Genomic DNA, 25,037 nt, shown 5'->3' on the forward strand with positions numbered 1-25,037 from the left:
GGGTTTTTTGTGCAACGTGCGGCGGTTAACCGTTTTGGCGGATACCGGCGACCAGCCAAGGCTGGTTCTCGCCCGGGGCACGAACCATGTGCCAGCTTTCGCTGAAAGGTTCGCCCTGGTCGAAGCGCGAGGTCTTCGACACGCCACGGAAGGTCAGGGTGGCGTCGGTACGGTCGGCGCGATCGTCGACACCGTCCAGTTGCACGTCGAGGTTATCGATGTAGGTGGCCTGGAAACCATCACCCAGGTCTGCACGCTCACGCTTGAGGAACTCAAGCATCTGCGGGGTGACGAACTCGGCGATCTTGTCCATCTCGTTGGCATCCCAGTGCTGCTGCAGCGACTGGAAGTGGCTACGGGCTGCGGCCAGGAAGCTCTGCTCGTTGAACCAGGCCGGGGCGTTGATGACCGGTGCGGCTGGCGCTGCAGGTGCAGCCGAACCACCGAAGATCGACGGCTGGGCAGGCTGGCCGTGGGCTTCACGCTGGAACGGTGCGTGGCCCGGAGCGGCCATCTGCGGCTGCTGCTGGCGGCGCCGTGCGGCGATGAAGCGGAACACCAGGAACGCGATCAGGGCGACGATCAGGAAGTCCATGATCTGAAGGCCCTCGAAGCCGTCACCCATGAACATGGACGCCAGCAGGCCACCGGCGGCGAGGCCGGCCAGTGGGCCCAGCCAGCGCGAAGCACCGCTGGCGGCGGCCGGTGCACGGCCAGGAGCGGTCGGTGCAGCGGCAGGCGTGGTTGGCGTAGCCTGGCGGGTCTGGTGGATAGGCGCGGAGCCCGAGCTCTTGCCGCCGCCGAAGCGCTTGGCGTTGGCGTCCAGGCTCAGCGTCAAGCCGACGCAAAGCGCCAGTGCGATGCTAAGAAAACGTTGCATAAATGGGATTTCCCCTGTTGTGGATTGCACGCGCGTCATGTTGCACAGGTTCCTGTGCACATGACCAGCGACATAATGTTTCCAGCTTTTGCCTGAATATTTCAACGTGCCCTGCAGGCTTCAGATAGCTTCGAGCTTGGCATAGCCCAGCATCAGCCACTTGCTGCCTTCGGCAAAGTTCACCTGCACGCGCGCCTGTGCGCCGGAACCCTCGAAGTTGAGGATCACACCTTCACCGAATACCGAATGCTGTACCCGCTGGCCCAGATTGAAAGCGGTCTGGGGAATGTTGGCATTGGCGAACAGGCTGCTGGCGCTGGTGCTCTTGGCGCCGCCGAACGGGCGGCTGACGCTGTTCGAAAGACGCACTTCCTGAACCAGGCCTGGCGGAATTTCCCGTACGAATCGTGACACCTTATTGTAGGTTTCACTGCCATACAGGCGACGCGTTTCGGCATAGGTCATGAATAGCTGGCGCATGGCACGGGTAATGCCCACGTACGCCAGTCGGCGCTCTTCTTCCAGGCGGCCTGGCTCTTCCAGGCTCATCTTGTGCGGGAACAGGCCTTCTTCCATGCCCACCAGGAAGACGTAGGGGAATTCCAGGCCCTTGGCGCTATGCAACGTCATCAGCTGAATGCTGTCTTCGTGCTCGTCAGCCTGGGCCTCGCCGGCTTCAAGCGAAGCATGACCGAGGAAGGCCGACAGCGGCGAAAGGTCGGCGTCATCGTCAGTGGTTTCGAAGTTTCGTGCTGCGCTGACCAGTTCCTCAAGGTTTTCTACCCGTGCCTGACCCTTTTCACCCTTTTCTTCCTGGTGATAGATGATCAGTCCGGACTGCTCGACGACTGTCTGCGTCATGGTATGCAGGGGCATGTCCGCGACTTTGCCAGCCAGGCTCTCGATCAGCTCGATGAAAGCGCCCAGCGCACTGGCTGCCCGGCCTTTGAGTGCCTTGGCGGCGAGCAGTTGGCACATGGCCCCCCACATCGACAGTTGACTGTGGCGGGCATGTTCACGAATGGCCTCGACAGTTTTCTCGCCAATGCCACGCGGTGGCACATTGATGACCCGTTCGAGGGCGGCGTCGTTGCCACGGCCTTCTATCAAGCGCAGGTAAGCCATGGCGTTCTTGATCTCGGCGCGTTCGAAGAAGCGCTGGCCACCATAGATGCGGTAGGGAATACGCTCGCGCAGCAGGGCTTCTTCCAGCACCCGCGACTGGGCGTTGGAGCGATACAGGATGGCGATGTCGCTGCGCGAATTGCCTTGCTTGATCAGGCTTTCAATGGTCTCGACCACGTAGCGCGCTTCGTCATGCTCGTTGTAAGCCGCATAAAGGGTCAAAGGCTCGCCCTCGCCCAGATCGGTCCAAAGCTCTTTGCCCAAGCGCCCGCTGTTGTTTGCGATCAGCGCGTTGGCGGCTTTGAGGATGCCGCCGGTGGAGCGGTAGTTCTGCTCCAGGCGGATCATCTCGGCGTCAGGGAAGTCAGCCGTGTACTGGTGAATATTTTCAATCTTGGCGCCGCGCCAGCCGTAAATCGACTGGTCGTCGTCGCCTACGGCCATCAGGCTTCCGCCGCCCTTGCCAGCCAGCAGGCGCAGCCAGGCGTACTGTACGGCGTTGGTGTCCTGGAACTCGTCCACCAGCAGGTGGCGGAAGCGCCGCTGGTAGTGTTCGAGCAGGCCCGGGTGGTCGCGCCACAGGTCCAAGGCACGCAGCAGGAGTTCGGAGAAGTCGATCACTCCCGCGCGTTCGCAGGCCTGCTCGTAGGCTTCATAGATGCTACGCATGGTCCCCAGGAACAGGTCGCCGCTGGCCTGGATATGCTGCGGGCGCAGGCCTTCGTCCTTCTGCCCGTTGATGAACCACTGTGCCTGGCGCGCGGGCCAGCGCTGCTCGTCGAGACCAAGCTCACGGATCACCCGCTTGACCAGGCGCTGCTGGTCATCACTGTCGAGGATCTGGAAATTCTGTACCAGGCGCGCTTCCTGCCAGTGGGCGCGCAACAACCGATGCGCCAGACCGTGGAAGGTCCCCACCCACATGCCGGCCGGGTTGATGCCCAGCAATTGCTCGATACGCTGGCGCATTTCGGCGGCAGCCTTGTTGGTGAAGGTCACCGACAGGATCGAGTGCGGTGAGGCCTGCTCGACCTGGATCAGCCAGGCGATGCGATGCACCAGCACGCGGGTTTTACCGGAACCGGCGCCAGCAAGCACCAGCTGACGCCCGAGCGTGGCCGCGACGGCCTGGCGTTGGGCATCGTTCAAGGAATTCAGCAGGAGTGAGAGGTCATCTGTGTGCATGCGGCCATTCTAGGGGTAGGCCGGTCATGGGGCAAACGTCTACTGTATAAATATTCACCTGCCCGTGATTACTCAGGGCGCTCCCTGTATTCCGAATGCCAGGGTACCGCACGGCGGTACCCTGGCATCACAAGCTCAGTCGATGGCTGTCCTTTCCCCGATTTGAACTATTTGCGAACCGTCAGCCTGCACGATTTCCAGAGCTTTCCACATAGTCCCGCCCTCACGCCGGTAAGAAACGCGCTTCTCGGTGATGACTGAAAGCGCCGGACAGCCGTTGTCGACGAGTTTCAGTTCGAGGACTTCCCATCCCCCCCTGTGTCGCTTCTGGGGTTCAACCAGTACGGGTTCGATCCCCGGGTGAGCAACTTGCACTGACCCCTGAACTTCGAAGTAGACCGGCTCGCCGGGCACTTTCTCGTTGTATGCATACAGGTTTTCGATTTCGTTCATGATGTATTCCTTGGCAATTGAGAACTGCACCACAAGGCGCAGCGCCACTCTCTCTCCTGCCAGGAGTCAATGGGATCGGGCAGTATTTCAGCTGTGCCAGTGACTTCCATGCCGGGCCAGCAGGCTGTTGGCCTGCTCGGGGCCACTGCTGCCGGCGGCATAGTGACGAGGGGCCTGGAAATGCTCTTCCCAGCCTTTGATGATCGGGTCGATCCAGGCCCAGGCGGCTTCCACCTCGTCACGGCGCATGAACAGCGTCGAATCACCCTCCAGTACGTCCAGCAGCAGACGTTCATAGGCCTCCCAGCGACGCGTCTGGCCGAACACCTGCGCCAGGTTGAGGTCCAGGTCCACCGGCTCCAGGCGCATGCCCTTGCCGGGGCTTTTGGTCATCATGCGCAAGCTGATGCGCTCATCGGGCTGTAGCCGGATCAATAGCTGGTTGACCTGGCCACCGTTGAACAGCTCGTGGGGGACGGGCTTGAACTGGATGACGATCTGCGACGAGCGTCGTGCCATGCGTTTGCCGGTGCGCAGATAGAAAGGCACGCCAGCCCAGCGCCAATTGTCGATGTGGGCGTGGACGGCGACGAATGTTTCGGTGTCGCTGTCATTGTCCACGTCCTTTTCGAAGTAGTAGGCAGGCACTTCCTGGCCGCCGATGTGCCCGGCACCGTACTGACCGCGCACGGTCTTGTCCTGAACGTCCTGGCCGGTAATTGGCTTGAGGGCGCGCAGAATCTTGACCTTCTCGTCGCGTACCGCCTCGGCCTCGAACTGCGCGGGCGGCTCCATGGCTACCAGGCACAGCAACTGCAGCAGGTGGTTCTGCAGCATGTCGCGTGTGGCCCCGGACCGGTCATAGTAGGCCCCTCTGTTCTCTACACCGAGGGTTTCACAGACGCTGATCTGCACATGATCGACCTGCCCGTTGCGCCACACCGGCTCCAGCAACGCGTTGGCGAAGCGCAGGGCCATGAGATTCTGCACGGTCTCCTTGCCAAGGTAGTGATCTATGCGAAACACCTGCGATTCCTCGAACACCGTGCCGATCGCTTCGTTGATGGCGGTGGCCGACTCCAGCGAATGGCCGATCGGCTTCTCCAGCACGATGCGCGCCTCTTGGTCGGCCAGCCCCGCCACCCGCAGGTGGTTGGCAATCGGCACGAACAGATTGGGCGCGGTGGCCAGGTAATAGATGCGGGTCAGCCCGCCAGGCTCGCCGAGGTAGCGCGCCAGGCGCCCGAAATCGGCACTTTGCGCGGCGTCCATGGGAAAGTAGTCCAGGCGCGCACTAAAGCGTTGCCACACCTCTTCGTCGAAGTCACTCCGGGCGATCTGCGCTCGGCAATGGCGTTCGGCGAGCTTCAGATACTCGTTGCGCGACAGGTTGCGTCGGGCCAGGGCAATGATGCGCACGGCAATGTTCAAACGTGCCTCGCGATACAGGTGATAGAGCGCCGGCAGCAGTTTGTGCAGGGCCAGATCGCCAGTGCCGCCGAACACCAGAATGTCGCAAGGAATAGTCAAACCACCACTCTCCACGTTCGTTTAACTGGGCGGGTTGGCGTCCATGTAGTATAACTACAAAAAAGCTACATCCCGGCCAGCCGATCATAACCGAGTCCAGCCCGTGAATCTGTTGCAACATATCGCCCAATCGCGCCACCTGCTGCGCAAATCGGAACTCAAAGTGGCCGACCACGTGCTGCTGGACCCGGCTGCCGTCATGCACAGCTCGATGGCGGACCTTGCACACAGCGTGGGTATCAGCGAGCCGACCATCGTGCGGTTCTGCCGGGCGATCGGCTGTTCAGGTTTTCAGGACCTCAAGCTCAAGCTGGCGCAGAGCCTGGCTGCAGGCGCCAGCTTCGGGCAGTTCGCCATCCATGAGGATGACTCGGTTGCCGATTACAGCCTGAAGATTTTCGACACGACCTTGCACACCCTGATGGAAGTGCGTGAGCACCTCGACCCGCACGCATTGCAGCAGGCGGTGAGTGCAATGGCGCAGGCGCAACGTGTGGAGTTTTATGGCTTTGGTGCATCCGGCGCGGTTGCTGCAGACGCGCAGCACAAGTTTTTCCGCCTGTTGCTCAGTGCCGCCGCTTACTCCGACCCGCATATGCAGGCCATGTCGGCTGTAACCCTCAAGCCGGGTGACGTGGCTGTGTGCATTTCCCAGTCCGGGCGTTCCAAGGACCTTTTGATCACCGCTAACCTGGTGCGTGAGAGCGGCGCCAACCTTATCACCCTGTGCCCCAGCCAGACCCCACTGGCCGAGCTTTCGACCGTCAACCTGGCGATCGATGTGCACGAAGACACTGAAATCTACACCCCGCTGACCTCGCGTATCGCCCACCTGGTAGTGATCGATGTGCTGGCCATGGGCGTGGCCATGGCCCGTGGGCCGAGCCTGGTCAATCACCTCAAGAGTGTGAAGCGCAGCTTGCGCAGCCTGCGTTTGTCGCCCAAGTCGATCAAGGCGATGGATGACTGATCGGCAATTGGGGAAGAATTTGCAAATTTCATCGATTTGTCACCAATCCTCAGCAAAACGGTAAAGCACTCAAGCCAGTCTGAAACTCCCCGCACTCGATCAGGGAGACAGGCATGGCTCGTGATTTCGATGGCTCTTACCTACCTAGCGCCAAGGCCCGCAAACAGCAGGAAAAAGATCAGCGCCGCATGGAGTACCGCCGTGCGATCGAAAGCTACTGCGACCAACGACAACTGCTGCGCGACCTTGCGGACTACCCGGAGCTGCAAGCCCTCACGGTGTGGCAGACTTCAGCGGCAACTTCCCCGAAAAGCGCTCAACAAGCCCGCTGATCAACGCACGTTCGCTGCGGATGAATGCCAGAAAGGCCAAGGCTACCGGTGACTGCCGCTTGGCCTTGGCCTGCACCACACACCAGCTGCGGTACAGCGGCAGTTCTTCCACCGGCAATTCCTTGAGCACGCCCATGGCCAGCTCCATGTTCACTGCATGGCGGGTCAGCAAGGCAATGCCAAGGCCGGCGATGACGCATTCGCGCTGGGCATCGGCTGACGCTACCTCCAGCGTCTGGGTGAAGTGCACACGCTTGTCCTTGAAGTACTCCTCGCAGGCTTTGCGCGTCCCTGAACCCTGTTCACGAACCAGCAGTGTATGAGGCTCCAGGTCCTGCAGGCGCAACTGCTCGAGTTTGCACAAAGCATGGTCCGGCGGCGCCACGGCGATGATCGGGTTGTTGAGAAACGGCAGAAACTCCAGGCCCATGTCCTGCGGCACCATGGACATGATGATCAGGTCGTCGCGGTTGTCGGAAAGGCGTCGAATCGCTTGGGCGCGGTTGACCACGGTAAGGGTCAGATTGACCTCCGGGTGACGTTGCTTGAAGGCGGCGAACAGGTGTGGGACGAAGTATTTGGCGCTGGATTCGATCGCCAGTTTCAGTTGCCCTTGCAGTGAGCCCTGCATGTCGGAAAGCTGCATGTCGAGGCTTTCCAGGCGTCCGAAAATGTCCCGGCTGGCGCGTTGCAGGGCCTCGGCGGCTTCGGTCAAGTAGAGCTTCTTGCCGACGTATTCGAACAGCGGTTGCCCTACCAGCTCTTCCAGCTGACGAATTTGTAGACTAACGGCGGGTTGCGTTAGGGCCATCTCCTCAGCGGCGCGGCTGTATGAGCGCAAATCGCACACTTCATTGAAGACCTGCAACTGACGCAAAGTCATACGCATCAAGGACTTACGCATTTTTATTCTAAGCTCCGGTAAAACCTTGTTACCTAACTATAAGCTTTTGCTAATACAGGCTCTAACAAATATTGATTTTTGTTTATCGACCTACAGCGCTAGGGTGAATATGCGACTGGCCAGCGACGCTTGGTCACGCGCCGACCGGTAGAACCGGCTCGACTGTTCCTACGGCTTTGGGAAGACTCCAGTGATAAAAAAAATCCTGATCGCCAACCGGGGTGAAATCGCAGTCCGCATCGTGCGTGCCTGCGCCGAGATGGGCATTCGCTCTGTCGCGATCTATTCCGACGCCGACCGCCACGCCTTGCACGTCAAGCGCGCTGACGAGGCCTACAGCATTGGTGCCGAGCCGCTGGCTGGCTACCTGAACCCGCGCAAGCTGGTGAATCTTGCTGTGGAAACCGGCTGTGATGCCCTGCACCCGGGCTACGGTTTCCTGTCGGAAAACGCGGAGCTAGCAGAGATCTGCGCCGAGCGCGGTATCAAGTTCATCGGCCCTGCCGCTGAGGTCATTCGCCGAATGGGCGACAAGACAGAAGCGCGCCGCACCATGATTCAGGCCGGGGTGCCCGTTACCCCAGGTACCGAAGGCAACGTTGCCGACATCCACGAAGCCCTTAGCGAAGGCGAGCGTATCGGTTACCCGGTGATGCTCAAGGCCACCTCCGGCGGTGGCGGCCGGGGCATTCGCCGTTGCAACAGCCGTGAAGAGCTGGAGCAGAACTTCCCCCGTGTCATCTCCGAAGCTACCAAGGCCTTCGGTTCAGCGGAAGTGTTCCTGGAAAAGTGTATCGTCAACCCCAAGCACATCGAGGCGCAGATCCTGGGCGACAGCTTCGGCAATGTGGTGCACCTGTTCGAGCGTGATTGCTCGATCCAGCGCCGCAACCAGAAGCTCATCGAAATTGCCCCAAGCCCCCAACTCACTCCCGAACAGCGTGCCTATATCGGTGACCTGGCGGTCCGGGCAGCCAAGGCTGTGAACTACGAGAACGCCGGTACTGTGGAGTTCCTGCTCGCCGATGGCGAGGTGTACTTCATGGAAATGAATACTCGCGTGCAGGTCGAGCACACCATCACCGAAGAAATTACCGGTATCGACGTGGTCCGCGAGCAGATCCGCATCGCCTCGGGCCTGCCGCTGTCAGTCAAGCAGGAAGACATTCAGCACCGCGGCTACGCGTTGCAGTTCCGCATCAACGCTGAAGACCCGAAGAACAACTTCCTGCCCAGTTTCGGCAAGATCACCCGTTACTACGCCCCCGGCGGCCCGGGTGTGCGCACCGATACAGCGATCTACACCGGTTACACCATCCCACCGTTCTATGACTCCATGTGCCTGAAACTGGTGGTGTGGGCGTTGACCTGGGAAGAAGCCATGGACCGTGGCCTACGGGCCCTGGACGACATGCGCGTGCAAGGGGTGAAGACCACTGCCGCGTACTACCAGGAAATCCTGCGCAACCCAGAATTCCGTAGCGGCCAGTTCAACACCAGCTTCGTCGAAAGCCACCCTGAACTGACCAACTACTCGATCAAGCGCAAACCCGAAGAGCTGGCCCTGGCCATCGCCGCCGCCATCGCCGCCCACGCAGGCCTATGAATGCAGCTGCAAGCTGTGAGCGACCCGCTGCAAGTTGAAGCGAATCGGCTTTTTCTTGCGGCTCGTAGCTTGAAGCTTGTCGCCATGAGGAGATAAGAATGTCCAAGAAGATCTTTGTTACCGACACAATCCTGCGTGACGCCCACCAGTCCCTGCTGGCTACCCGCATGCGTACCGAAGACATGCTGCCGATCTGCGACAAGCTCGACAAGGTCGGCTACTGGTCGCTGGAAGTCTGGGGCGGCGCCACTTTCGATGCCTGCGTGCGCTTCCTCAAGGAAGACCCGTGGGAGCGCCTGCGTAAACTGCGCAATGCGCTGCCCAACACCCGCCTGCAGATGCTTCTGCGCGGGCAGAACCTGCTGGGCTACCGCCACTACAGCGATGACGTGGTCAAGGCGTTCGTGGCCAAGGCGGCGGTCAATGGCATCGACGTGTTCCGTATCTTCGACGCAATGAACGATGTGCGTAACCTGCGCGTGGCCATCGAGGCGGTGAAGGCTGCCGGTAAGCACGCCCAAGGTACCATCGCTTACACCACCAGCCCGGTGCACACCATCGAAGCCTTCGTGAACCAGGCTAAGCAGATGGAAGCCATGGGTTGCGACTCGGTGGCGATCAAGGACATGGCTGGCCTTTTGACCCCGTATGCCACCGGCGAGCTGGTCAAGGCGCTGAAGGCCGAGCAGTCGCTGCCTGTGTTCATCCATTCCCACGATACTGCCGGCCTGGCCGCCATGTGCCAGCTCAAGGCTGTGGAAAACGGTGCTGACCATATCGACACCGCCATCTCCAGCTTTGCCTGGGGGACCAGCCACCCGGGTACCGAGTCGATGGTAGCCGCGCTCAAGGGCAGCGAGTTCGACACCGGTCTGGACCTGGAACTGCTGCAGGAAATCGGCCTGTACTTCTATGCCGTGCGCAAAAAGTACCACCAGTTCGAAAGCGAGTTCACTGCGGTGGACACCCGCGTACAGGTCAACCAGGTGCCAGGCGGGATGATTTCCAACCTTGCCAACCAGCTCAAGGAACAGGGCGCGCTCAACCGCATGAACGAGGTGCTGGCCGAGATCCCGCGGGTGCGAGAAGACCTTGGCTTCCCACCTCTGGTGACCCCGACCTCGCAGATCGTCGGTACCCAGGCGTTCTTTAACGTACTGGCCGGCGAACGCTACAAGACCATCACCAACGAAGTGAAGCTTTACCTGCAAGGCGGTTACGGCAAGGCGCCGGGCGTGGTCAATGAGCAACTGCGCCGCCAGGCGATCGGCAGCGAAGACGTGATCGATGTGCGCCCGGCCGATCTTCTCAAGCCGGAAATGACCAAACTGCGTGCCGACATCGGCGCCTTGGCGCACAGCGAGGAAGATGTGCTCACCTTCGCCATGTTCCCGGACATTGGCCGTAAGTTCCTCGAAGAGCGTGAAGCCGGCACCCTGACCCCCGAAGCGCTGCTGCCGATCCCGGAAGCCGGTGCAGTCGCCGCCCCGGGTGGTGAAGGTGTGCCAACCGAGTTCGTAATCGACGTGCACGGTGAAACCTACCGCGTCGACATCACCGGTGTGGGCGTCAAGGCCGAAGGCAAGCGCCACTTCTACCTGTCGATCGACGGCATGCCAGAAGAAGTGGTGTTCGAGCCCCTCAACGAGTTTGTTGGCGGTGGCAGCAGCAAGCGCAAGCAGGCCAGTGCGCCAGGCCACGTCAGCACCACCATGCCGGGCAACATCGTCGATGTACTGGTCAAGGAAGGCGACACAGTCAAGGCTGGCCAGGCAGTGCTGATCACCGAAGCAATGAAGATGGAAACCGAAGTGCAGGCGGCCATCGCCGGCAAGGTCGTGGCCATCCACGTGGCCAAGGGCGATCGCGTGACTCCGGGTGAGATCCTTATCGAGATCGAGGGCTGACATAAGCCCTCATCTACAAGCGGTTAACCTCTGGGGAGCGGATGCTCCCCTTTTTTTGGGTGGTTGTCAGGCCCCTTGCGATGCGGGTGGCGCTCGTTCTCAAGGGCGCCACAGCTCAAATACCCCCTCGGTTCCGCTGGACCTAGCGCTGATAGCCCTTGCCAAAATGCCGCTCCAGCCTGGCCTGGGCCAGTTCGAGCAGGATCGAGAGCACCCAGTAGATCACCGCAGCTGTCGTCAGCATCTCTAGGTAGCGATAGCTTGAGCGCCCATACGACTGGGCCAGGAACATGACTTCCCAGACACCCATCACCGAAATCAGCGACGAGTCCTTGAGCATCGAGATGAACTGGTTGGCGCTCGGCGGGATGATGGTGCGCATGGCCTGGGGCAGGGTGATGTGCCAGAAGATCGCCACCGGGCGCATGCCCAGGGCGAGCGCTGCCTGGCGCTGGCCCACGGCAACGCCAATGATGCCGGCTCGGAAGATTTCGCTCAGGTAAGCGCCATAATTGAGCGACAGGGCGATGATGCCCGCTGCGATTGCACCTGGCACCAGGCCCACTTGGGGCAAGCCGAGGTAGATCAACAGGATCTGGATCAGCAGCGGCGTGCCGCGGAAAAACGAGGTGTAGAAGCTGGCCACGCCGAACAGCAGCGCACTCTTCGACAACCGTGCCAGGGCGGCGGCAAAGCCCAACAGCACCGACACCACCATAGAGCACAAGCACAGGAACAGGGTCAGCGCAGCGCCCTGCAGGAAGCCATTGGGGCCGAGCTTGAAGCCTGCCAGGTTGGGGAACTTCTCGACGATGATCGAGAATTTCAGATCAAAGCTGAGAAAGAAGCCCACGAACAGCAACAGCAACACTAGCCACGTCAGGTACAGGCGGGTGCGAAAGCCGAACAGGCGTGAACCCGTCGCGGCGACGACGGGCTTGGGTGCAGGTTGATGGGCGCTCATTTACTGATGTCGGCGCCGATCCATTTCTGCGACAGCTTGGCCAGCGTGCCATCGGCCTTCAGCTCGGCGAAAACCTGGCGCAGCTTGGCGTCCCACTCTGGATCGCCTTTCTCGATGGCGACTGAGTTGGGCTCTTCGTAAAGCGGCGCCCCTGCCAGTTTGAAGCGCTTGTCCTGGGCCAGGCGTGGCTGCGCGGTCACCAAGTTGGTCAGGATCGCATCCAGGCGCACGCCTGCACCCAGGCCGAGGTCCTGGAAGGCGACGTTGTCGGTGTCATAGGGGGCTATCTGGACGAAGTCGAAGGGGTACTCGATCTTCTGGTCTTCCGCGCCTTCGATTACCAGGTTCTTGTTCAGGTAGCTCTCATAGCTGGAAGCGCTGGTCAGGCCAACCTTGAGACCGTCGAGGTCCTTGGCCGCGTGAATCCGCTCATCCTTGGCGTTGACCACGATCACCGCAGGTGAGGCGTAGTACTCCACCGGGAAGTCGAACACCTCGGCGCGGGCCTTGCTCGGCGTCATCGAACAGATACACAGGTCGTAGCGACCACTCCAGCGGCCTGCAGCAATGACATCCCAGGATGGTGTTTCCAGTCGAAGCTTTACGCCGAGCTTAGCCGCGACCGCCTTGGCCACATCGACGTCAAAACCATCGAGCTGGTTCTGTTCATTGAGGAAGGAGAACGGCGGGTAGCTCTCCATCAGTACGTTGACGACTTCCTTGCGCGACTCGACGCGGTCCAGTGTGGCACCGGCAAAGGCTGCAGAGGTGGCGCTAAAGGCCAGAAGGCCTGCGCAAAGCAAGGAAGGCAAACGCATGAAGACACCTGGAAAAAGTTGTTAAAAAATCAGATTTCGATATTTAATAGTTATAAGTTTAAAGCCACCAGTGAATATTATTCATATCAATATAAGTGGAAGTTATATGGGCGAGCGGACGTTGGAAATTCTTGATGGCGGTATGGGTCGGGAGCTGCAGCGCCGAGGCGCGCCGTTCCGCCAGCCGGAGTGGTCGGCGCTTGCACTGAGCGAAGCTCCGGAAGCCGTAGTGGCGGTGCATGCGGCCTATATCGAAGCCGGTGCTGCGGTGATCACCAGCAACAGTTATGCAGTGGTGCCGTTCCATATCGGTGAAGACCGCTTCGCTGATGAAGGCTTCGCCTTGGCCGCCACCGCTGGTCAGCTGGCGCGTACTGCGGCGGATGCCAGCCCGCGGCCAGTGCGAGTCGCCGGCTCATTGCCACCGCTGTTCGGCTCCTACCGCCCTGACCTGTTCGAGCCACAGCGCGTGTCTGAGGTGTTGCTCCCATTGGTGGTGGGCCTGGCACCGTATGTCGATCTGTGGCTGGCCGAGACTCAGAGTGCGATCGCAGAAGTGCAGGCAGTTGCCGGCCAGTTGCCAGCAGATGGCAAGCCGTTGTGGGTGTCGTTCACTTTGCAGGATGAAGAGGTCGGCGACGTACCGCAGCTGCGTTCTGGTGAAAGTGTGACCGCCGCTGCCGAAGCAGTAGCAACGCTGGGCGTCAAAGCCATGCTGTTCAACTGCAGCCAACCGGAAGTGATCGGAGCTGCCATCGACGCTGCGCGCGAAGTGTTCGAGCGCCTGGGTGTGGATATCGCTATCGGCGCCTACGCTAACGCCTTCCCGCCGCAACCCAAGGACGCCACCGCCAACGATGGCCTGGATGAGCTGCGCAAAGACCTTGACCCGCCGGGTTACTTGAGCTGGGCCCAGGATTGGCGCCAGCGCGGCGCCAGCCTGCTCGGCGGATGCTGTGGCATCGGGCCAGAGCACATCGCTGAACTCAAGCGTAACCTGAGCTGAGCATCAGCCCTGCTCCCGGCAGGCTTCCAGCGTTTTCGATTGACCTTCGGGGCGCTGGTTGTCGGCATTCAGCCAGCGCTCGAAAGCGGCGGCCACTGCAGGCCATTCTTCATCGGTAATCGAGTACCAGGCCGTGTCGCGATTCTGGCCCTTGATCACCATGTGATTGCGGAACACACCTTCGTAGATGAAGCCAAAGCGCTCCGCTGCGCGCTTGGAGCGGGCATTGGCGTTGTTGCACTTCCATTCCAGTCGGCGATTACCCAGTTCAAAACCAAGCTTGCCCAGCAGGTATACCGCCTCGGTGCTCTTGGGGGAGCGTTGCATGGGTGCGCCAAAGGCAACATGGCCGATCTCGATGCGACCATGGGCAGGCACGATCGACATCAGGCTTAGAATGCCTTGTACCTGGCCGCTGCTGCGGTCGATGACGCTGTAAAAAAGCGGATCGCGGCTGGCGGCATTTACTGCAAGCCATTGATCGAACGGACCGCGCTCGGCAAACGGGCCGTACGGCAGGTAGTCCCACAGTGCGGGATCAGAGTGCGGACCTTGCAGCACCTCCCAGAGATCGTCCGCATGACCCGCCGGATCGAGCTTCTCCAGGCGGACGAAACGCCCTTCAAGCGGTTCGGCCTGGGGCAGGGCTGCAGGTTGCCAGTTACTTGGTTGAATCATGCGTAGCTCCCGTCTCAGAGCGTTTGGCGAAATTGGATGAAGCCGGGTCGCTCGGCGACCTGCTCGTACAAGCCGATGGCGGTAGCGTTGGTTTCATGTGTCAGCCAGTGCACCTTGCAACAGCCGGCCGCTTTGGCACTGGCGTTGACCAGTTCGATCAGCTGCCGGCCAACGCCCAGGCCGCGCTGCTTACCGTCAACGTACAGATCCTGCAGGTAGCAGGCGTTACCAATGCTCCAGTTGGTTCGATGATAGATCCAGTTGACCATGCCTACCGCCTTGCCGTCGATCCAGGCCAGCGCCGAATGGGTCGGCTCCTGCGAGTCGAGGATGCGTTGCCATGTCACGGCGCTGACTTCATCGGCCAGTTCGGTTTGATAAAAGCGCAGGTAGGCCTGCCACAGGGGCAGCCACGCGGCGTGGTCGTTGACGCTGACAGGGCGCAGGATGACGTCGGGCATGGGGCTATTCCTTCAGAGCGTGCGCATCTGCGCCGCCAGGTGATTGTTTAGTGTGTCGGTACTGCTGGCCAAGCCTTGGCGTACGCCTTCGATGTCCTGCGCCGAGCGGTTCTGGCTGAGTTTGCGTGCCCCCTGCAGACGTGCGATGGGCAGACGGAAGCCGACGATGGCGCGGAGCATGCCTTCGATGTAATCGCTGGGTGCATCGGCGACTTTCCATGGGGCGCCGCGTCCTTGCTCGTGCAGGTCGGTCAGGCGGCTGACGATATCCAGCAGGTCGGGGCCGCCCTGTACCACTTCAGCGGCACCGTAGGCATGCACCGCCAAGTAGTTCCAGGTGGGCACAACCTTGGGGTTGTCGAGCTTGCTCGGGTAATAGCCGGGGCTGACATAAGCGTCAGGGCCGGCGAATACCAACAAGGCTTCTACACCTTGCTCCAAGGCCTGCCACTGATGGTTGGCACGGGCCAGATGCCCGTAAACGGTGCCCAAGTCACCTTCGCTGGTATCGATCAACACTGGTATGTGACTGGCCAGCAGACCTTGCTCGCCGTGGGTGACGAGCAGGGCCAGGCGGGTCTCGCGCATCTGTTGATGCAGGCGCTCAAGGTTGTGTTCCTGATGCGGTTTGCTGTTGTACATGTGCGGATCCTTGTCGATTGGCTTCATCGTAGGCAGGCTATTGGTTCAGGTTAAGAGCCATTGACAGTGATTTTGATAGGTCCAATGCGATGAGCGAGCGCCCTTTGGTATTGCCATTCGATCCCGCCGGGATCGTCCTCGACCAGCGCCGAGGGCTGAGTCAACAGCTCTATCAAGCGCTGCGCGCTCGCGTGCTGGATGGGCGCTTGAGCAGCGGCACGCGCCTGCCGGCGACACGAGACTTGGCGGGTATGCTCGGGCTCTCGCGCAACAGCGTGGTGCGTGCCTATGACCAACTGTATGCCGAAGGCTACATAGAAAGCCGGGTAGGAGATGGCACTTATGTTTGCCATCTGCCGAAACTATCCACACAACTGTCCACAGGGTTATCCCATGGCTTATCAACAGGGTTATCCACAAAATGCTCAGAAAGCACTGATGATTTATCCAGATGTGGGCGTTCCAGTGAGCGTTTGGAGCGTCTGAAAAGTAACCATCTGCCATCCCCAAAAGTTGGCCCGCCACGGGCATTTCGGGTAGGTGTTCCAGCCTTCGATCTGTTCCCCTTTGAGGTCTGGGCCAAGCTGCAAGCGGGCTTCTGGCGAAATCCCGATCCAGCGCACCTTGGCTATGGCGACCCGGCGGGCGAGCCGTTACTGCGTGAATTGATCGCTGCGTATCTACGTCGGTCGAGGGGTATGTCGTGCACGGCTGGACAAATTGTGATCACCAGTGGTGCGCAGGAGGCAATTAGCCTTTGTGCACAGTTGTTGTTGCAGCCCGGGGATGAGGTGGCTGTGGAAAATCCCGGGTATCGTGCTGCCGGGCACGCGTTTGCAGTAGCGGGCGGGCGGGTGAGGGGTGTGCCGGTAGATGAAGAAGGCCTCGACTGCACCAGGCTTGCACTCGCTGGCGACTGTCGCTTGGTTTACGTCACCCCAGCGCATCAGTACCCGACTGGGGTGACCATGAGCCTGGCCCGGCGCTTGGCGTTGCTGGCCTGGGCCGAGCGCCAGGATGGCTGGATCATCGAAGATGACTATGACGGTGAGTACCGTTACAACGGAGCACCGCTGGCGCCGTTGGCGGCTTTGGACCGGCAAGGGCGGGTGCTGTACGTCGGTACCTTTGGCAAGATCGCTTTCCCAGCGCTGCGCCTTGGCTACTTGGTACTGCCGGCGCGGTTGGTGCAGGCTTTCAGCCAGGGCAGGGCGCTGGCAGTGCGGCATTCCGAGGTGGGAACCCAGTGCGTGATGGCCGAGTTCATGGCCCAGGGGCATTTTCAGAGGCATATACGCCGCATGCGCCGTGCGGCGCTGAGCCGGCGTAATGTGCTGAAGGCCGGGTGGCCTGTGGATGTTTCTGGGCTGGCGGGGATGCCGGATGTGGCAGCTGGGCTGCATGTGAAAGTCGATGTGGATAACTTTGCACGCGAGCAGGACTTGATAGCCAAGGCCGAAGCGGTGGGTGTGGAGGTGAATCCGCTTAGCAGTTACTGGCTTGAGGACAGCGAAGTGCCTGTGGATAAACGCGCGGGGTTGGTGCTTGGGTTTGCGGCAGTGCCAGAGGGAGAGATTGCTGAGGCGTTGATGCGCTTGCGCAAGGCCTGGAGGTAGGGGCGGCCTGGTGTCGCCAAAGGCCTGCAAAGCAGGCCAACGGTTTTTGCATGCTGATGAAATCCTGGGGCCGCAAAGCGGCCCGGAGATTTCTGATCAGAACGCCGGCACTACAGCGCCTTTGTACTTCTCGGTGATGAACTGCTTCACCTCAGGCGAATGCAGGGCAGCCGCCAGTTTCTTCATGTCTTGCGAGTCCTTGTTGTCCGGGCGGGCAACAAGGATGTTCACGTACGGTGAGTCGCTGCCTTCGATGGCCAGCGCGTCTTTTTCAGGGTTCAGTTTGGCTTCCAGCGCGTAGTTGGTGTTGATCAGGGCAGCATCGACCTGGGTCAGAACACGCGGGATGGTGGCCGCTTCGAGCTCACGGAACTTCACGTTCTTCGGGTTCGCGACAACGTCCTTCACGGTCGACAGGATATTGCTGTTGTCCTTGAGCTTGATTACGCCGGCCTTGTCCAGCAGCAGCAAGGCACGGCCGCCGTTGGTGGCGTCGTTGGGGATGACCACGGTGGCACCGGAAGGCAGTTCGTCGAGCTTCTTGATCTTGGCCGAATAGACGCCCAGCGGCTCGATGTGCACGCCGGCAACGCTGACCAGGTTGGTGCCCTTGGCCTTGTTGAACTCATCCAGGTACGGCTGGTGCTGGAAGAAGTTGGCATCAAGGCGCTTCTCTGCGACTTGTACGTTCGGCTGGATATAGTCGGTGAACTCTTTCACCTTCAGGTTTACACCCTCTTTTTCCAGCTGCGGTTTGACGAAGTTGAGAATTTCGGCGTGCGGCACCGGGGTGGCGGCGACAGTCAGGTCACCGGCGTGGGCCGAGAACGCCGCGACAGCGGCAGCGACAGCAAGCAGCTTCTTCATGAATCACTCCTTGTGAGGGCCGCGACGGCCCCCGAACGGGTCGGCCGGGCCGACCCCATTGGGGTTACTTACGGGAAAAATGCACGACCAGTTTGTCGCCCACGCTCTGCAGTACTTGAACCAGAACCAGCAGCAGTACCACGGTGACCACCATTACATCGGTCTGGAAACGCTGGTAGCCGAAGCGGATGGCCAGGTCGCCCAGGCCGCCAGCGCCGACCACGCCGGCCATGGCGGTGTACGAGACTAAGGTGATGGCGGTGACGGTAATGGCTGCGAAGATGCCCGGGCGGGCCTCCGGCAACAGCGCACTGGTGATGATCTGGCGGGTGGTGGCACCCATCGACTGGGTGGCCTCGATGATGCCGCGGTCCACTTCACGCAGGGCGGTTTCCACCAAGCGGGCGAAGAACGGCGTGGCACCTACCACCAGCGGCGGAATGGCGCCGGCAACGCCCAGCGAGGTACCGGTGATCAGCACAGTGATCGGGATCATCACGATCAACAGGATGATGAACGGCAGCGAGCGCAGAATGTTGACCACCAGCGACAGCAGCGCATACACGCCCCGCTGTTCGAACATCTGCTTCGGCCCGCAGAGGAACAGCAGCACGCCCAGTGGCAGGCCCAGCAGCACGGTGAAGAACAGCGAACCGAACAGCATGATCATGGTGTCGATGGTGGCCAGCCAGATTTCGGCCCAGTCGACGTTGGTGAAGAAATTCAGGGCGTCCATCAACGCAGTACCTCCATATGTACGTCAGCTGCCGTGAAGCGGTCGAACGCCGCTTCCATGTCGCCGCCAGTGACGGCCAGGGTCAGCTGCCCATAGGGCACATCCTTGATGCGGTCGATACGCCCGGCGAGGATGCTGTAGTCCACCCCGGTTTCGCGGGCCACGGTGCCCAGCAGCGGCGCATAGGTGGCGTCGCCCTGGAAGGTCAGGCGCACGATGCGGCCCGGGACGTGGGCAAAATCGTCGCGCTGCTCGCCTTCATCGACCTGCTCGTCTTCCTGGACAAATCGTTTGGTGGTGGGGTGCTGCGGGTGGAGGAACACGTCTGCTACCGAGCCTTGCTCGACGATATGGCCGGCGTCCATCACCGCGACGCGGTCGCAGACCCGGCGGATCACGTCCATCTCGTGGGTGATCAGCACGATGGTCAGCTTCAGCTCACGGTTGATCTCGGCCAGCAACTGCAGCACCGATGCGGTGGTTTGCGGGTCGAGGGCGCTGGTGGCCTCGTCGCACAGCAGGATCTTCGGGTTGGTCGACAGGGCACGGGCGATGCCGACGCGCTGCTTCTGGCCGCCGGAGAGCTGCGCCGGGTACTTTTTGGCGTGGTCCGACAGGCCCACGCGGGCCAGCAGCTCGGTGACGCGTTTGTCGATTTCGGCCCGCGACAGCTCGCCCGCCAGAGCCAGCGGCAGGGCGACATTGTCGGCGACGGTCTTGGAGGCCAGCAGGTTGAAGTGCTGGAAGATCATCCCGACTTGCTGGCGGAAGCCGCGCAGCTGGTTGGCGTTGAAGGCGGTAACGTCTTCGCCGTCGACGATGATCTTGCCACCAGAGGGCTCTTCCAGCCGGTTGATCAGGCGCAGCATGGTGCTTTTGCCTGCGCCGGAATGGCCGATCAGGCCGAACACCTGGCCGTCTTCGATGGTCAGGCTGGTTGGGTTCAGAGCGGGGATTTCCCTACCGGCGACGCGGTAGGTCTTGTGTACATGTTGGAACTCGATCACGTAGCGAACCTTGTGGGGCGCATGGAATTTGGGTCAGCGGTTGGCTGGGGTGGCGCATTTTAGCCTTTTCCAATAGTTGTTCTTAGCATTTATTTCGTAATGGACCAATCCATCAGGCATAACGCGACAACTGGTAATCCCGATTGAACGCTCGCCAAAGCCCTCTAGTCACTACTTGAACGAGCCCTGAGAGGGCAAGCCTGAAGACTGATGAGGAGAGCCGACCATGACCAGCAAGAAAACGGACGCGCCCAAGCACAGTGAGGCCGCCGGCACGCAGACCCCCGACCGCGCCAACACCAACGCCAAGCTGCAGAGCCTGGAGGCGTTTCGCAGCGATGCCACTGGCCAGGCCCTGCGTACCAACCAGGGTGTGAAGATAGCCGACAACCAGAACAGCCTGAAGGCTGGTGCTCGTGGGCCATCGCTGCTCGAAGACTTCATCATGCGCGAGAAGATCACCCACTTCGACCACGAGCGCATTCCCGAGCGGATCGTCCACGCCCGAGGTACCGGTGCCCACGGCTACTTTCAGAGTTACGGCAACCATAGCGAACTGACCAAGGCCGGTTTCCTTCAGGACCCTGAAAAGACAACCCCGGTCTTTGTGCGCTTCTCCACCGTGCAAGGCCCGCGCGGGTCGGGTGACACGGTGCGCGACGTGCGTGGCTTTGCTGTGAAGTTCTATACCGATGAAGGCAATTTTGACTTGGTTGGCAACAACATGCCGGTGTTTTTCATCCAGGATGCCATCAAGTTTCCCGACTTCGTGCATGCGGTCAAACCTGAACCGCATAATGAGATGCCCACTGGCGGCTCAGCCCACGACACGTTCTGGGATTTTGTCTCGCTGGTACCTGAGTCGGCGCACATGGTCATCTGGGCCATGTCCGACCGCGCCATCCCGCGGAGCCTGCGGATGATGGAAGGCTTTGGCGTGCATACTTTCCGCCTGATCAATGCCCAAGGTGTGGCCAGCTTCGTCAAATTCCACTGGAAGCCACGGCAAGGCGTGCATTCGGTACTGTGGGACGAAGCCCAGAAGCTGGCAGGCAAGGACACCGACTACCATCGCCGTGATCTGTGGGACGCGATCGAGACGGGCGATTACCCCGAGTGGGAACTGGGTGTGCAGATCGTTCCGGAGGCCGATGAGCACAAGTTTGATTTCGACCTGCTCGACCCGACCAAACTGATCCCCGAGGAGCTGGTACCGGTGACGCCGCTCGGCAAGATGGTGCTCAACCGCAACCCGGACAACTTCTTCGCCGAGACCGAGCAGGTCGCTTTCTGCCCTGGCCATATCGTGCCGGGCATCGATTTCAGCAACGACCCACTGCTACAGGGCCGCCTGTTCTCCTATACCGACACACAGATCAGCCGCCTGGGCGGCCCAAACTTCCACGAGATCCCGATCAATCGGCCGGTAGCGCCGAACCACAGTGGCCAGCGTGACGCCATGCACCGCATGACCATCGACAAGGGCCGTGCTTCCTACGAACCCAACTCGATCGATGGCGGCTGGCCGCGGGAAACGCCGCCGGCGGCGCAGGATGGTGGCTTCGAGAGCTATCAGGAGCGCATCGAGGCACACAAGATCCGCCAGCGCAGCGAGTCGTTCGGCGATCATTTCTCGCAGGCGCGGCTGTTCTTCCAGAGCATGAGCCCGACCGAGCAGCAGCACATCATCAAGGCCTACAGCTTCGAATTGGGCAAGGTGGAGCGCGAAGAAATCCGCGCGCGTGAGGTCAATGAGATTCTGGCCAATATCGACCTGAAGCTGGCAGCGGCAGTGGCGGCCAACCTCGGCTTGCCGGCGCCCAAGCAGGGCACGGTTCAGGTCAAAGGTAGCAAGCTTGCGCAGTCCAAGGCTTTGAGCCAGATGAACCACCCCGGAGATGTGGGCATCAAGGGGCGCAAGATTGCCGTTGTGGTCGCCGATGGCGTGGACGCCGCGAGCGTCGACAGGCTGGTCAAGGCGCTTGAAGCACAAAGCGCGCGGCCCATGCTGCTTGGGCCATCCTCGGCGCCGGTGAAGAGCGCCGATGGCAAGCAATTGCCGGTAGATGCTTCGATCGAAGGTATGCCGTCGATCATGTTCGACGGGATAGTGGTGCCGGGAGGTAAGGCTTCAATCGATGCCTTGAGCGGCAGTGGTGTGGCCAAGCACTTCCTGCTCGAGGGTTACAAGCATTTGAAGGCGATCGTGTTGGCCAAAGAGGCCAAAGCGTTGCTGGGTAGCTTGGGCCTGAAGGAGGACAAAGGCTTGTTGCTTGGGGATGATCAGAAAGCGGTGGATGCCTTCGTCAAAGCCGTGGAAGGGCATCGGGTCTGGGAGCGGGAGGCGGCTGCAGAAGCGATCCCTGCGTGAGACGCTGCTTTTGGAGCCCATCGCCGGCTGCCGGCGATGGGCTCCAGAAATATCAACGCTGATGCGGTACCAATACCACCTGAGCGGGCAACTTACGCTGAATCTCGTGTTTTTGCTCAAGTTCAAAGCTGCTGTCGATCTTCAGAACCCGCTTTTCTAGCAAGGTCTTCAACCAAGGCGCATCTTCGGTGCGAGGTACCTGAAACACCACTTCGCACTGATAATTCACCACATCAGTGGCAATTTCATCGAGCTGCCGGCGCATGGCACTGATGTCCGTGGTCTTCAGTGCAATGACCGTGCTAGGCGCGGTTGGGTCAATCACACGCGCCTTGGGCTTGGCCTCGGCAGCCTTCAAGGCAGCCTCGGCTTTTTCCAGCTCAGCCTTGCGTGCCTGCGAGACTGCGTCACCGCCAGTCACGGCAGGTGCCTGCGGCATCAGTGCGCGGGCACGTGCCAGCGCTGTGGCGGCAGCGTTGACGTCACCCTTCTGAAGGACGATCTGGCTGCGTTTGAGGTAAGCCTCAGCCAGCTGCCGCTGGTACTGTTCCAGGCGGCCATCGTCGGGCGATTGAGCCTGCAACAAGGCAAGCTGATCTTCGGCCGTGGCCAACTCATTGCTGTTGATACTTTGCTGCAGCTGCTGCCAGGCATCGGCTTGGGCAGGTGCACCGGTCTGCTCGACCGGCGCGCTTGAACAAGCGGCCAGGAACAGGGAAAACACGGCAACAAGCAGATAACGGGATGCGAACGGCTTCATTCCTGCGACTCTCTATTTGCGCAAAAAGCGAGCAAGTCTACACCCAGGTGCGCACGCTCGAAAACAAGTCTTACAGACCCTTTACCTGCGAAAAGGTTGCAGGGTGTGCCATGGGGCATCCCGCTTTTCAACGTTTGGGCAGAGCCAGGCTCAGCAAGAATAGCACTGCCGCGCAGACCACGATCGATGGGCCGGCTGGGGTGTCCTTGAACCAGGACATGGCCAGGCCGCCGCAGACGGCCGCGACGCCCAGCAGGCTGGCCCCCACTGCCATCTGCTCCGGCGAGCGCGCATGGCGCTGTGCCGCAGCGGCAGGGATGATCAGCAGAGAGGTGATCAACAGCACGCCGACGATCTTCATGGCAACGGCGATGACCACAGCAATCAGCAGCATCAGCGCCAGGCGCAAGCCAGCGACTGGCAGACCTTCAACCATGGCCAGCTCTTCGTGGACGGTAACCGCCAGCAACGGTCGCCAAAGGACTGCAAGCAGCAGCAGTACCAGCGCACTGCCGCCCAGGATCCAGGCCAGATCAGTGGTACTGATGGCCAGCAAGTCGCCAAACAGGTAGGCCATCAGGTCGATGCGTACGTCGTGCATGAAGCTCAGCACCACCAGGCCCAACGACAAGGTGCTGGGCGCGAGGATGCCGAGCAGCGTGTCGGACGCCAACGGCTGGCGTTGCTGCAGGGTCACCAGCAGCAACGCCAGCAACAGGCACCCCACGGTTACCGCCAGCGCCGGGCTGACGTCCAGCACGAAGCCCATGGCCACGCCCAGCAGCGCTGCGTGGGACAAGGTATCGCCGAAATAGGCCATGCGCCGCCACACCACGAAGGAGCCCAGCGGGCCAGCCACCAGCGCCAGGGAAAGACCCGCGAGCAGGGCGTAAAGAAGAAAATCAGCCATGCTTGCAGTGGTCTCCGTGAACATGGGTGCCAGGGGCGACCACCGAGCCATGCAGGTCGTGGCTGTGATCATGGTGGTGGTGATAGACGGCCAGGCTTGGTGCGTTCTGGCCGAACAGTTCGACGAAGGCGGGGTCGTTGCTGACCTGCTCGGGGTGGCCGGAGCAGCACACATGCCGATTGAGGCAGACCACCTGGTCGGTGGCGCTCATCACCAGGTGCAGATCGTGCGAGACCATCAATACGCCGCAACCATGGCGGTCGCGCAGGCGAGTGATCAGGTTATACAGCTCGGTCTGGCCGACCACGTCGACGCCTTGTACCGGCTCATCCAGTACCAGCAGCTGGGGCTCGCGCAACAGCGCTCTGGCCAGTAGCACGCGTTGCATCTCGCCGCCGGAAATCGTCTGGATCGGGCTGTCGATGACCTGTTCGGCGCCCACTTCCTGCAGTGCCGACAACGCTGCCTGCCGGTCAACACCGGGTACCAGGCGCAGAAAGCGCAGCACGGACAACGGCAGCGTGGCGTCCACCTGGATTTTTTGCGGCATGTAGCCGATACGCAGCTTCGGCTTGCGCCAGACTGTACCGCGGTGCGGCTTGAGCAGCCCGAGCACAGCTCGTACCAAGGTGGTCTTACCTGCGCCGTTGGGGCCGATCAGGGTGACGATCTGGCTGGGTGCCACCGACAGGTCGATGCTGTCGAGCACGGCTTCGCCGCCGAACGTAACGCCGACCTGCTCCAGGCGGATCAGTGCGTCGCTCATGCCGCGCCCCGGCAATTACCGCACAGGCCGACTATTTCCACCGTCTGCGTTTCCACGCTGAAACCCACGCCTTTGGCGCTGGTGAGGATCGCATCGCTGATGCTGTCCTGCTCCAGTTCGATGGCGACGTGGCATTCGCGGCAGATCAGGAACTGGCCCTGGTGCGCGTGCTCGGGGTGGCTGCAACCGATGAAGGCGTTGAGTGAGGCGATGCGGTGTACCAGGCCGTTTTCCAGCAGGAAGTCCAGCGCCCGATAAACGGTCGGTGGCGCAGCACGCCGGCCATCCTGTTCGCTGAGCACGGCGAGGATGTCGTAGGCGCCCAGCGGCTTGTGGCTCTGCCACACCAGCTCCAGCACACGCCGGCGCAGTGCAGTCAGGCGCAGGCCCTGGCGGGTGCACAGCACCTCGGCCTCGGTCAGGGCGCTGTGCACGCAGTGAGAGTGATCGTGGGGACGGTGGGCCAGCGGCGTGATGGACATGAGCAGCGACGGTTCTGGATAGAGACGTTATTATGTTACCTGTTTCTGCCGAGTCGAGTAT

At 61.0% G+C, this 25,037-nt stretch carries 24 protein-coding genes; 7 read left to right on the plus strand and 17 right to left on the minus strand.

Features of this window, described 5'->3' with window-relative positions; genetic code table 11:
• Positions 1–25 precede the first annotated feature (25 nt).
• The 4 genes from ACW4TB_RS11740 to zwf all read right to left on the minus strand — a co-directional run bounded on the left by ACW4TB_RS11740 (position 26) and on the right by zwf (position 5,173).
• Positions 26–880: a Tim44 domain-containing protein gene (locus tag ACW4TB_RS11740; protein ID WP_012316883.1), complete on the minus strand. Its 855-nt coding sequence runs from the start codon at positions 878–880 to the stop codon at positions 26–28.
• A 120-nt stretch (positions 881–1,000) separates the two neighbouring features.
• Positions 1,001–3,190 (minus strand): DNA helicase II, encoded by a 2,190-nt coding sequence (uvrD, locus tag ACW4TB_RS11745; protein WP_012316882.1) that lies wholly within the window; start codon positions 3,188–3,190, stop codon positions 1,001–1,003.
• Between the two features lie 135 nt (positions 3,191–3,325).
• Entirely contained in the window at positions 3,326–3,643 is a 318-nt protein-coding gene (locus tag ACW4TB_RS11750; protein WP_042112142.1) for a hypothetical protein, read from the minus strand.
• Between the two features lie 87 nt (positions 3,644–3,730).
• Positions 3,731–5,173, minus strand: coding sequence for a glucose-6-phosphate dehydrogenase (gene zwf, locus ACW4TB_RS11755; protein WP_012316880.1), 1,443 nt, complete (start codon positions 5,171–5,173; stop codon positions 3,731–3,733).
• A gap of 103 nt (positions 5,174–5,276) precedes the next feature.
• On the opposite strand from zwf, the gene hexR reads away from it, so the two are divergent.
• Complete coding sequence (gene hexR / locus ACW4TB_RS11760; protein ID WP_012316879.1) at positions 5,277–6,143, plus strand: transcriptional regulator HexR; 867 nt, start codon at positions 5,277–5,279, stop codon at positions 6,141–6,143.
• A 113-nt stretch (positions 6,144–6,256) separates the two neighbouring features.
• On the plus strand, positions 6,257–6,475 hold the full coding sequence (locus tag ACW4TB_RS11765; protein WP_080516505.1) for a PA3496 family putative envelope integrity protein: 219 nt from the start codon (positions 6,257–6,259) through the stop codon (positions 6,473–6,475).
• On the opposite strand, the gene ACW4TB_RS11770 is transcribed toward ACW4TB_RS11765, so the two are convergent.
• A complete protein-coding gene (locus tag ACW4TB_RS11770) occupies positions 6,417–7,379 on the minus strand; it encodes a LysR family transcriptional regulator (RefSeq protein WP_012316878.1) in 963 nt (320 codons plus the stop codon). The genes ACW4TB_RS11765 and ACW4TB_RS11770 overlap by 59 nt on opposite strands.
• 190 nt (positions 7,380–7,569) lie before the next feature.
• Between ACW4TB_RS11770 and ACW4TB_RS11775 the strand changes: the two genes are divergently transcribed.
• Positions 7,570–8,985, plus strand: coding sequence for an acetyl-CoA carboxylase biotin carboxylase subunit (locus ACW4TB_RS11775; RefSeq protein WP_012316877.1), 1,416 nt, complete (start codon positions 7,570–7,572; stop codon positions 8,983–8,985).
• Positions 8,986–9,083: 98 nt separating this feature from the next.
• Positions 9,084–10,892 (plus strand): sodium-extruding oxaloacetate decarboxylase subunit alpha, encoded by a 1,809-nt coding sequence (gene oadA, locus ACW4TB_RS11780; protein ID WP_012316876.1) that lies wholly within the window; start codon positions 9,084–9,086, stop codon positions 10,890–10,892.
• A 142-nt stretch (positions 10,893–11,034) separates the two neighbouring features.
• Here the strand turns inward: oadA and ACW4TB_RS11785 are convergent, their stop codons facing one another.
• Positions 11,035–11,856 (minus strand): amino acid ABC transporter permease, encoded by an 822-nt coding sequence (locus ACW4TB_RS11785; protein ID WP_279932385.1) that lies wholly within the window; start codon positions 11,854–11,856, stop codon positions 11,035–11,037.
• Positions 11,853–12,674, minus strand: a complete 822-nt coding sequence (locus tag ACW4TB_RS11790) for an ABC transporter substrate-binding protein (RefSeq protein WP_012316874.1) — start codon at positions 12,672–12,674, stop codon at positions 11,853–11,855. The genes ACW4TB_RS11785 and ACW4TB_RS11790 overlap by 4 nt, the downstream gene beginning before the upstream one ends.
• Before the next feature lie 106 nt (positions 12,675–12,780).
• On the opposite strand from ACW4TB_RS11790, the gene ACW4TB_RS11795 reads away from it, so the two are divergent.
• The gene (locus tag ACW4TB_RS11795) at positions 12,781–13,680 is read left to right on the plus strand and encodes a homocysteine S-methyltransferase family protein (RefSeq protein WP_254466876.1); all 900 of its coding nucleotides are present in this window, start codon (positions 12,781–12,783) and stop codon (positions 13,678–13,680) included.
• Positions 13,681–13,683: 3 nt separating this feature from the next.
• Here the strand turns inward: ACW4TB_RS11795 and ACW4TB_RS11800 are convergent, their stop codons facing one another.
• From ACW4TB_RS11800 to ACW4TB_RS11810, 3 genes are read right to left on the minus strand one after another with little or no spacing between them, the layout of a single operon-like run.
• Complete coding sequence (locus ACW4TB_RS11800) at positions 13,684–14,358, minus strand: GNAT family N-acetyltransferase (RefSeq protein WP_254466875.1); 675 nt, start codon at positions 14,356–14,358, stop codon at positions 13,684–13,686.
• A 14-nt stretch (positions 14,359–14,372) separates the two neighbouring features.
• Complete coding sequence (locus ACW4TB_RS11805) at positions 14,373–14,819, minus strand: GNAT family N-acetyltransferase (protein ID WP_012316871.1); 447 nt, start codon at positions 14,817–14,819, stop codon at positions 14,373–14,375.
• Between the two features lie 12 nt (positions 14,820–14,831).
• Positions 14,832–15,461, minus strand: a complete 630-nt coding sequence (locus ACW4TB_RS11810) for an FMN-binding negative transcriptional regulator (protein ID WP_012316870.1) — start codon at positions 15,459–15,461, stop codon at positions 14,832–14,834.
• Positions 15,462–15,550: 89 nt separating this feature from the next.
• On the opposite strand from ACW4TB_RS11810, the gene pdxR reads away from it, so the two are divergent.
• Positions 15,551–17,077 (plus strand): MocR-like pyridoxine biosynthesis transcription factor PdxR, encoded by a 1,527-nt coding sequence (pdxR, locus tag ACW4TB_RS11815; RefSeq protein ID WP_012316869.1) that lies wholly within the window; start codon positions 15,551–15,553, stop codon positions 17,075–17,077.
• Positions 17,078–17,173: 96 nt separating this feature from the next.
• Here pdxR and ACW4TB_RS11820 read toward each other — a convergent pair whose 3' ends face one another.
• The 3 genes from ACW4TB_RS11820 to ACW4TB_RS11830 form a co-directional block, all read right to left on the minus strand.
• Positions 17,174–17,944, minus strand: coding sequence for a MetQ/NlpA family ABC transporter substrate-binding protein (locus ACW4TB_RS11820; protein WP_012316868.1), 771 nt, complete (start codon positions 17,942–17,944; stop codon positions 17,174–17,176).
• A 64-nt stretch (positions 17,945–18,008) separates the two neighbouring features.
• Positions 18,009–18,683, minus strand: a complete 675-nt coding sequence (locus ACW4TB_RS11825; protein ID WP_455842974.1) for a methionine ABC transporter permease — start codon at positions 18,681–18,683, stop codon at positions 18,009–18,011.
• Positions 18,680–19,687: a methionine ABC transporter ATP-binding protein gene (locus ACW4TB_RS11830; protein ID WP_012316866.1), complete on the minus strand. Its 1,008-nt coding sequence runs from the start codon at positions 19,685–19,687 to the stop codon at positions 18,680–18,682. Before ACW4TB_RS11830 ends, ACW4TB_RS11825 begins: the two co-directional genes overlap by 4 nt.
• Positions 19,688–19,913: 226 nt before the next feature.
• On the opposite strand from ACW4TB_RS11830, the gene katE reads away from it, so the two are divergent.
• The gene (katE, locus tag ACW4TB_RS11835; protein ID WP_279932378.1) at positions 19,914–22,058 is read left to right on the plus strand and encodes a catalase HPII; all 2,145 of its coding nucleotides are present in this window, start codon (positions 19,914–19,916) and stop codon (positions 22,056–22,058) included.
• Positions 22,059–22,110: 52 nt separating this feature from the next.
• Here the strand turns inward: katE and ACW4TB_RS11840 are convergent, their stop codons facing one another.
• The 4 genes from ACW4TB_RS11840 to zur all read right to left on the minus strand — a co-directional run bounded on the left by ACW4TB_RS11840 (position 22,111) and on the right by zur (position 24,976).
• Positions 22,111–22,818, minus strand: coding sequence for a PA5502 family lipoprotein (locus tag ACW4TB_RS11840; RefSeq protein ID WP_012316864.1), 708 nt, complete (start codon positions 22,816–22,818; stop codon positions 22,111–22,113).
• 127 nt (positions 22,819–22,945) lie between these two features.
• Positions 22,946–23,728 (minus strand): zinc ABC transporter permease subunit ZnuB, encoded by a 783-nt coding sequence (gene znuB / locus ACW4TB_RS11845; RefSeq protein ID WP_012316863.1) that lies wholly within the window; start codon positions 23,726–23,728, stop codon positions 22,946–22,948.
• On the minus strand, positions 23,721–24,494 hold the full coding sequence (znuC, locus tag ACW4TB_RS11850; protein WP_012316862.1) for a zinc ABC transporter ATP-binding protein ZnuC: 774 nt from the start codon (positions 24,492–24,494) through the stop codon (positions 23,721–23,723). Before znuC ends, znuB begins: the two co-directional genes overlap by 8 nt.
• The gene (gene zur, locus ACW4TB_RS11855) at positions 24,491–24,976 is read right to left on the minus strand and encodes a zinc uptake transcriptional repressor Zur (protein WP_012316861.1); all 486 of its coding nucleotides are present in this window, start codon (positions 24,974–24,976) and stop codon (positions 24,491–24,493) included. Before zur ends, znuC begins: the two co-directional genes overlap by 4 nt.
• Between the last annotated feature and the right edge of the window lie 61 nt (positions 24,977–25,037).

It is taken from the genome of Lelliottia jeotgali (assembly GCF_977070485.1).

What these genes read in the sequence shown, in the direction of transcription:
- ACW4TB_RS11740 (WP_012316883.1), bottom strand. Translation starts at nt 880, where the DNA reads ATGCAACGTTTTCTTAGCATCGCACTGGCGCTTTGCGTCGGCTTGACG.
- uvrD (WP_012316882.1), bottom strand. Translation starts at nt 3,190, where the DNA reads ATGCACACAGATGACCTCTCACTCCTGCTGAATTCCTTGAACGATGCC.
- ACW4TB_RS11750 (WP_042112142.1), bottom strand. Translation starts at nt 3,643, where the DNA reads ATGAACGAAATCGAAAACCTGTATGCATACAACGAGAAAGTGCCCGGC.
- ACW4TB_RS11765 (WP_080516505.1), top strand. Translation starts at nt 6,257, where the DNA reads ATGGCTCGTGATTTCGATGGCTCTTACCTACCTAGCGCCAAGGCCCGC.
- ACW4TB_RS11770 (WP_012316878.1), bottom strand. Translation starts at nt 7,379, where the DNA reads ATGCGTAAGTCCTTGATGCGTATGACTTTGCGTCAGTTGCAGGTCTTC.
- oadA (WP_012316876.1), top strand. Translation starts at nt 9,084, where the DNA reads ATGTCCAAGAAGATCTTTGTTACCGACACAATCCTGCGTGACGCCCAC.
- ACW4TB_RS11785 (WP_279932385.1), bottom strand. Translation starts at nt 11,856, where the DNA reads ATGAGCGCCCATCAACCTGCACCCAAGCCCGTCGTCGCCGCGACGGGT.
- ACW4TB_RS11790 (WP_012316874.1), bottom strand. Translation starts at nt 12,674, where the DNA reads ATGCGTTTGCCTTCCTTGCTTTGCGCAGGCCTTCTGGCCTTTAGCGCC.
- ACW4TB_RS11795 (WP_254466876.1), top strand. Translation starts at nt 12,781, where the DNA reads ATGGGCGAGCGGACGTTGGAAATTCTTGATGGCGGTATGGGTCGGGAG.
- ACW4TB_RS11800 (WP_254466875.1), bottom strand. Translation starts at nt 14,358, where the DNA reads ATGATTCAACCAAGTAACTGGCAACCTGCAGCCCTGCCCCAGGCCGAA.
- ACW4TB_RS11805 (WP_012316871.1), bottom strand. Translation starts at nt 14,819, where the DNA reads ATGCCCGACGTCATCCTGCGCCCTGTCAGCGTCAACGACCACGCCGCG.
- ACW4TB_RS11810 (WP_012316870.1), bottom strand. Translation starts at nt 15,461, where the DNA reads ATGTACAACAGCAAACCGCATCAGGAACACAACCTTGAGCGCCTGCAT.
- pdxR (WP_012316869.1), top strand. Translation starts at nt 15,551, where the DNA reads ATGAGCGAGCGCCCTTTGGTATTGCCATTCGATCCCGCCGGGATCGTC.
- ACW4TB_RS11820 (WP_012316868.1), bottom strand. Translation starts at nt 17,944, where the DNA reads ATGAAGAAGCTGCTTGCTGTCGCTGCCGCTGTCGCGGCGTTCTCGGCC.
- katE (WP_279932378.1), top strand. Translation starts at nt 19,914, where the DNA reads ATGACCAGCAAGAAAACGGACGCGCCCAAGCACAGTGAGGCCGCCGGC.
- ACW4TB_RS11840 (WP_012316864.1), bottom strand. Translation starts at nt 22,818, where the DNA reads ATGAAGCCGTTCGCATCCCGTTATCTGCTTGTTGCCGTGTTTTCCCTG.
- znuB (WP_012316863.1), bottom strand. Translation starts at nt 23,728, where the DNA reads ATGGCTGATTTTCTTCTTTACGCCCTGCTCGCGGGTCTTTCCCTGGCG.
- znuC (WP_012316862.1), bottom strand. Translation starts at nt 24,494, where the DNA reads ATGAGCGACGCACTGATCCGCCTGGAGCAGGTCGGCGTTACGTTCGGC.
- zur (WP_012316861.1), bottom strand. Translation starts at nt 24,976, where the DNA reads ATGTCCATCACGCCGCTGGCCCACCGTCCCCACGATCACTCTCACTGC.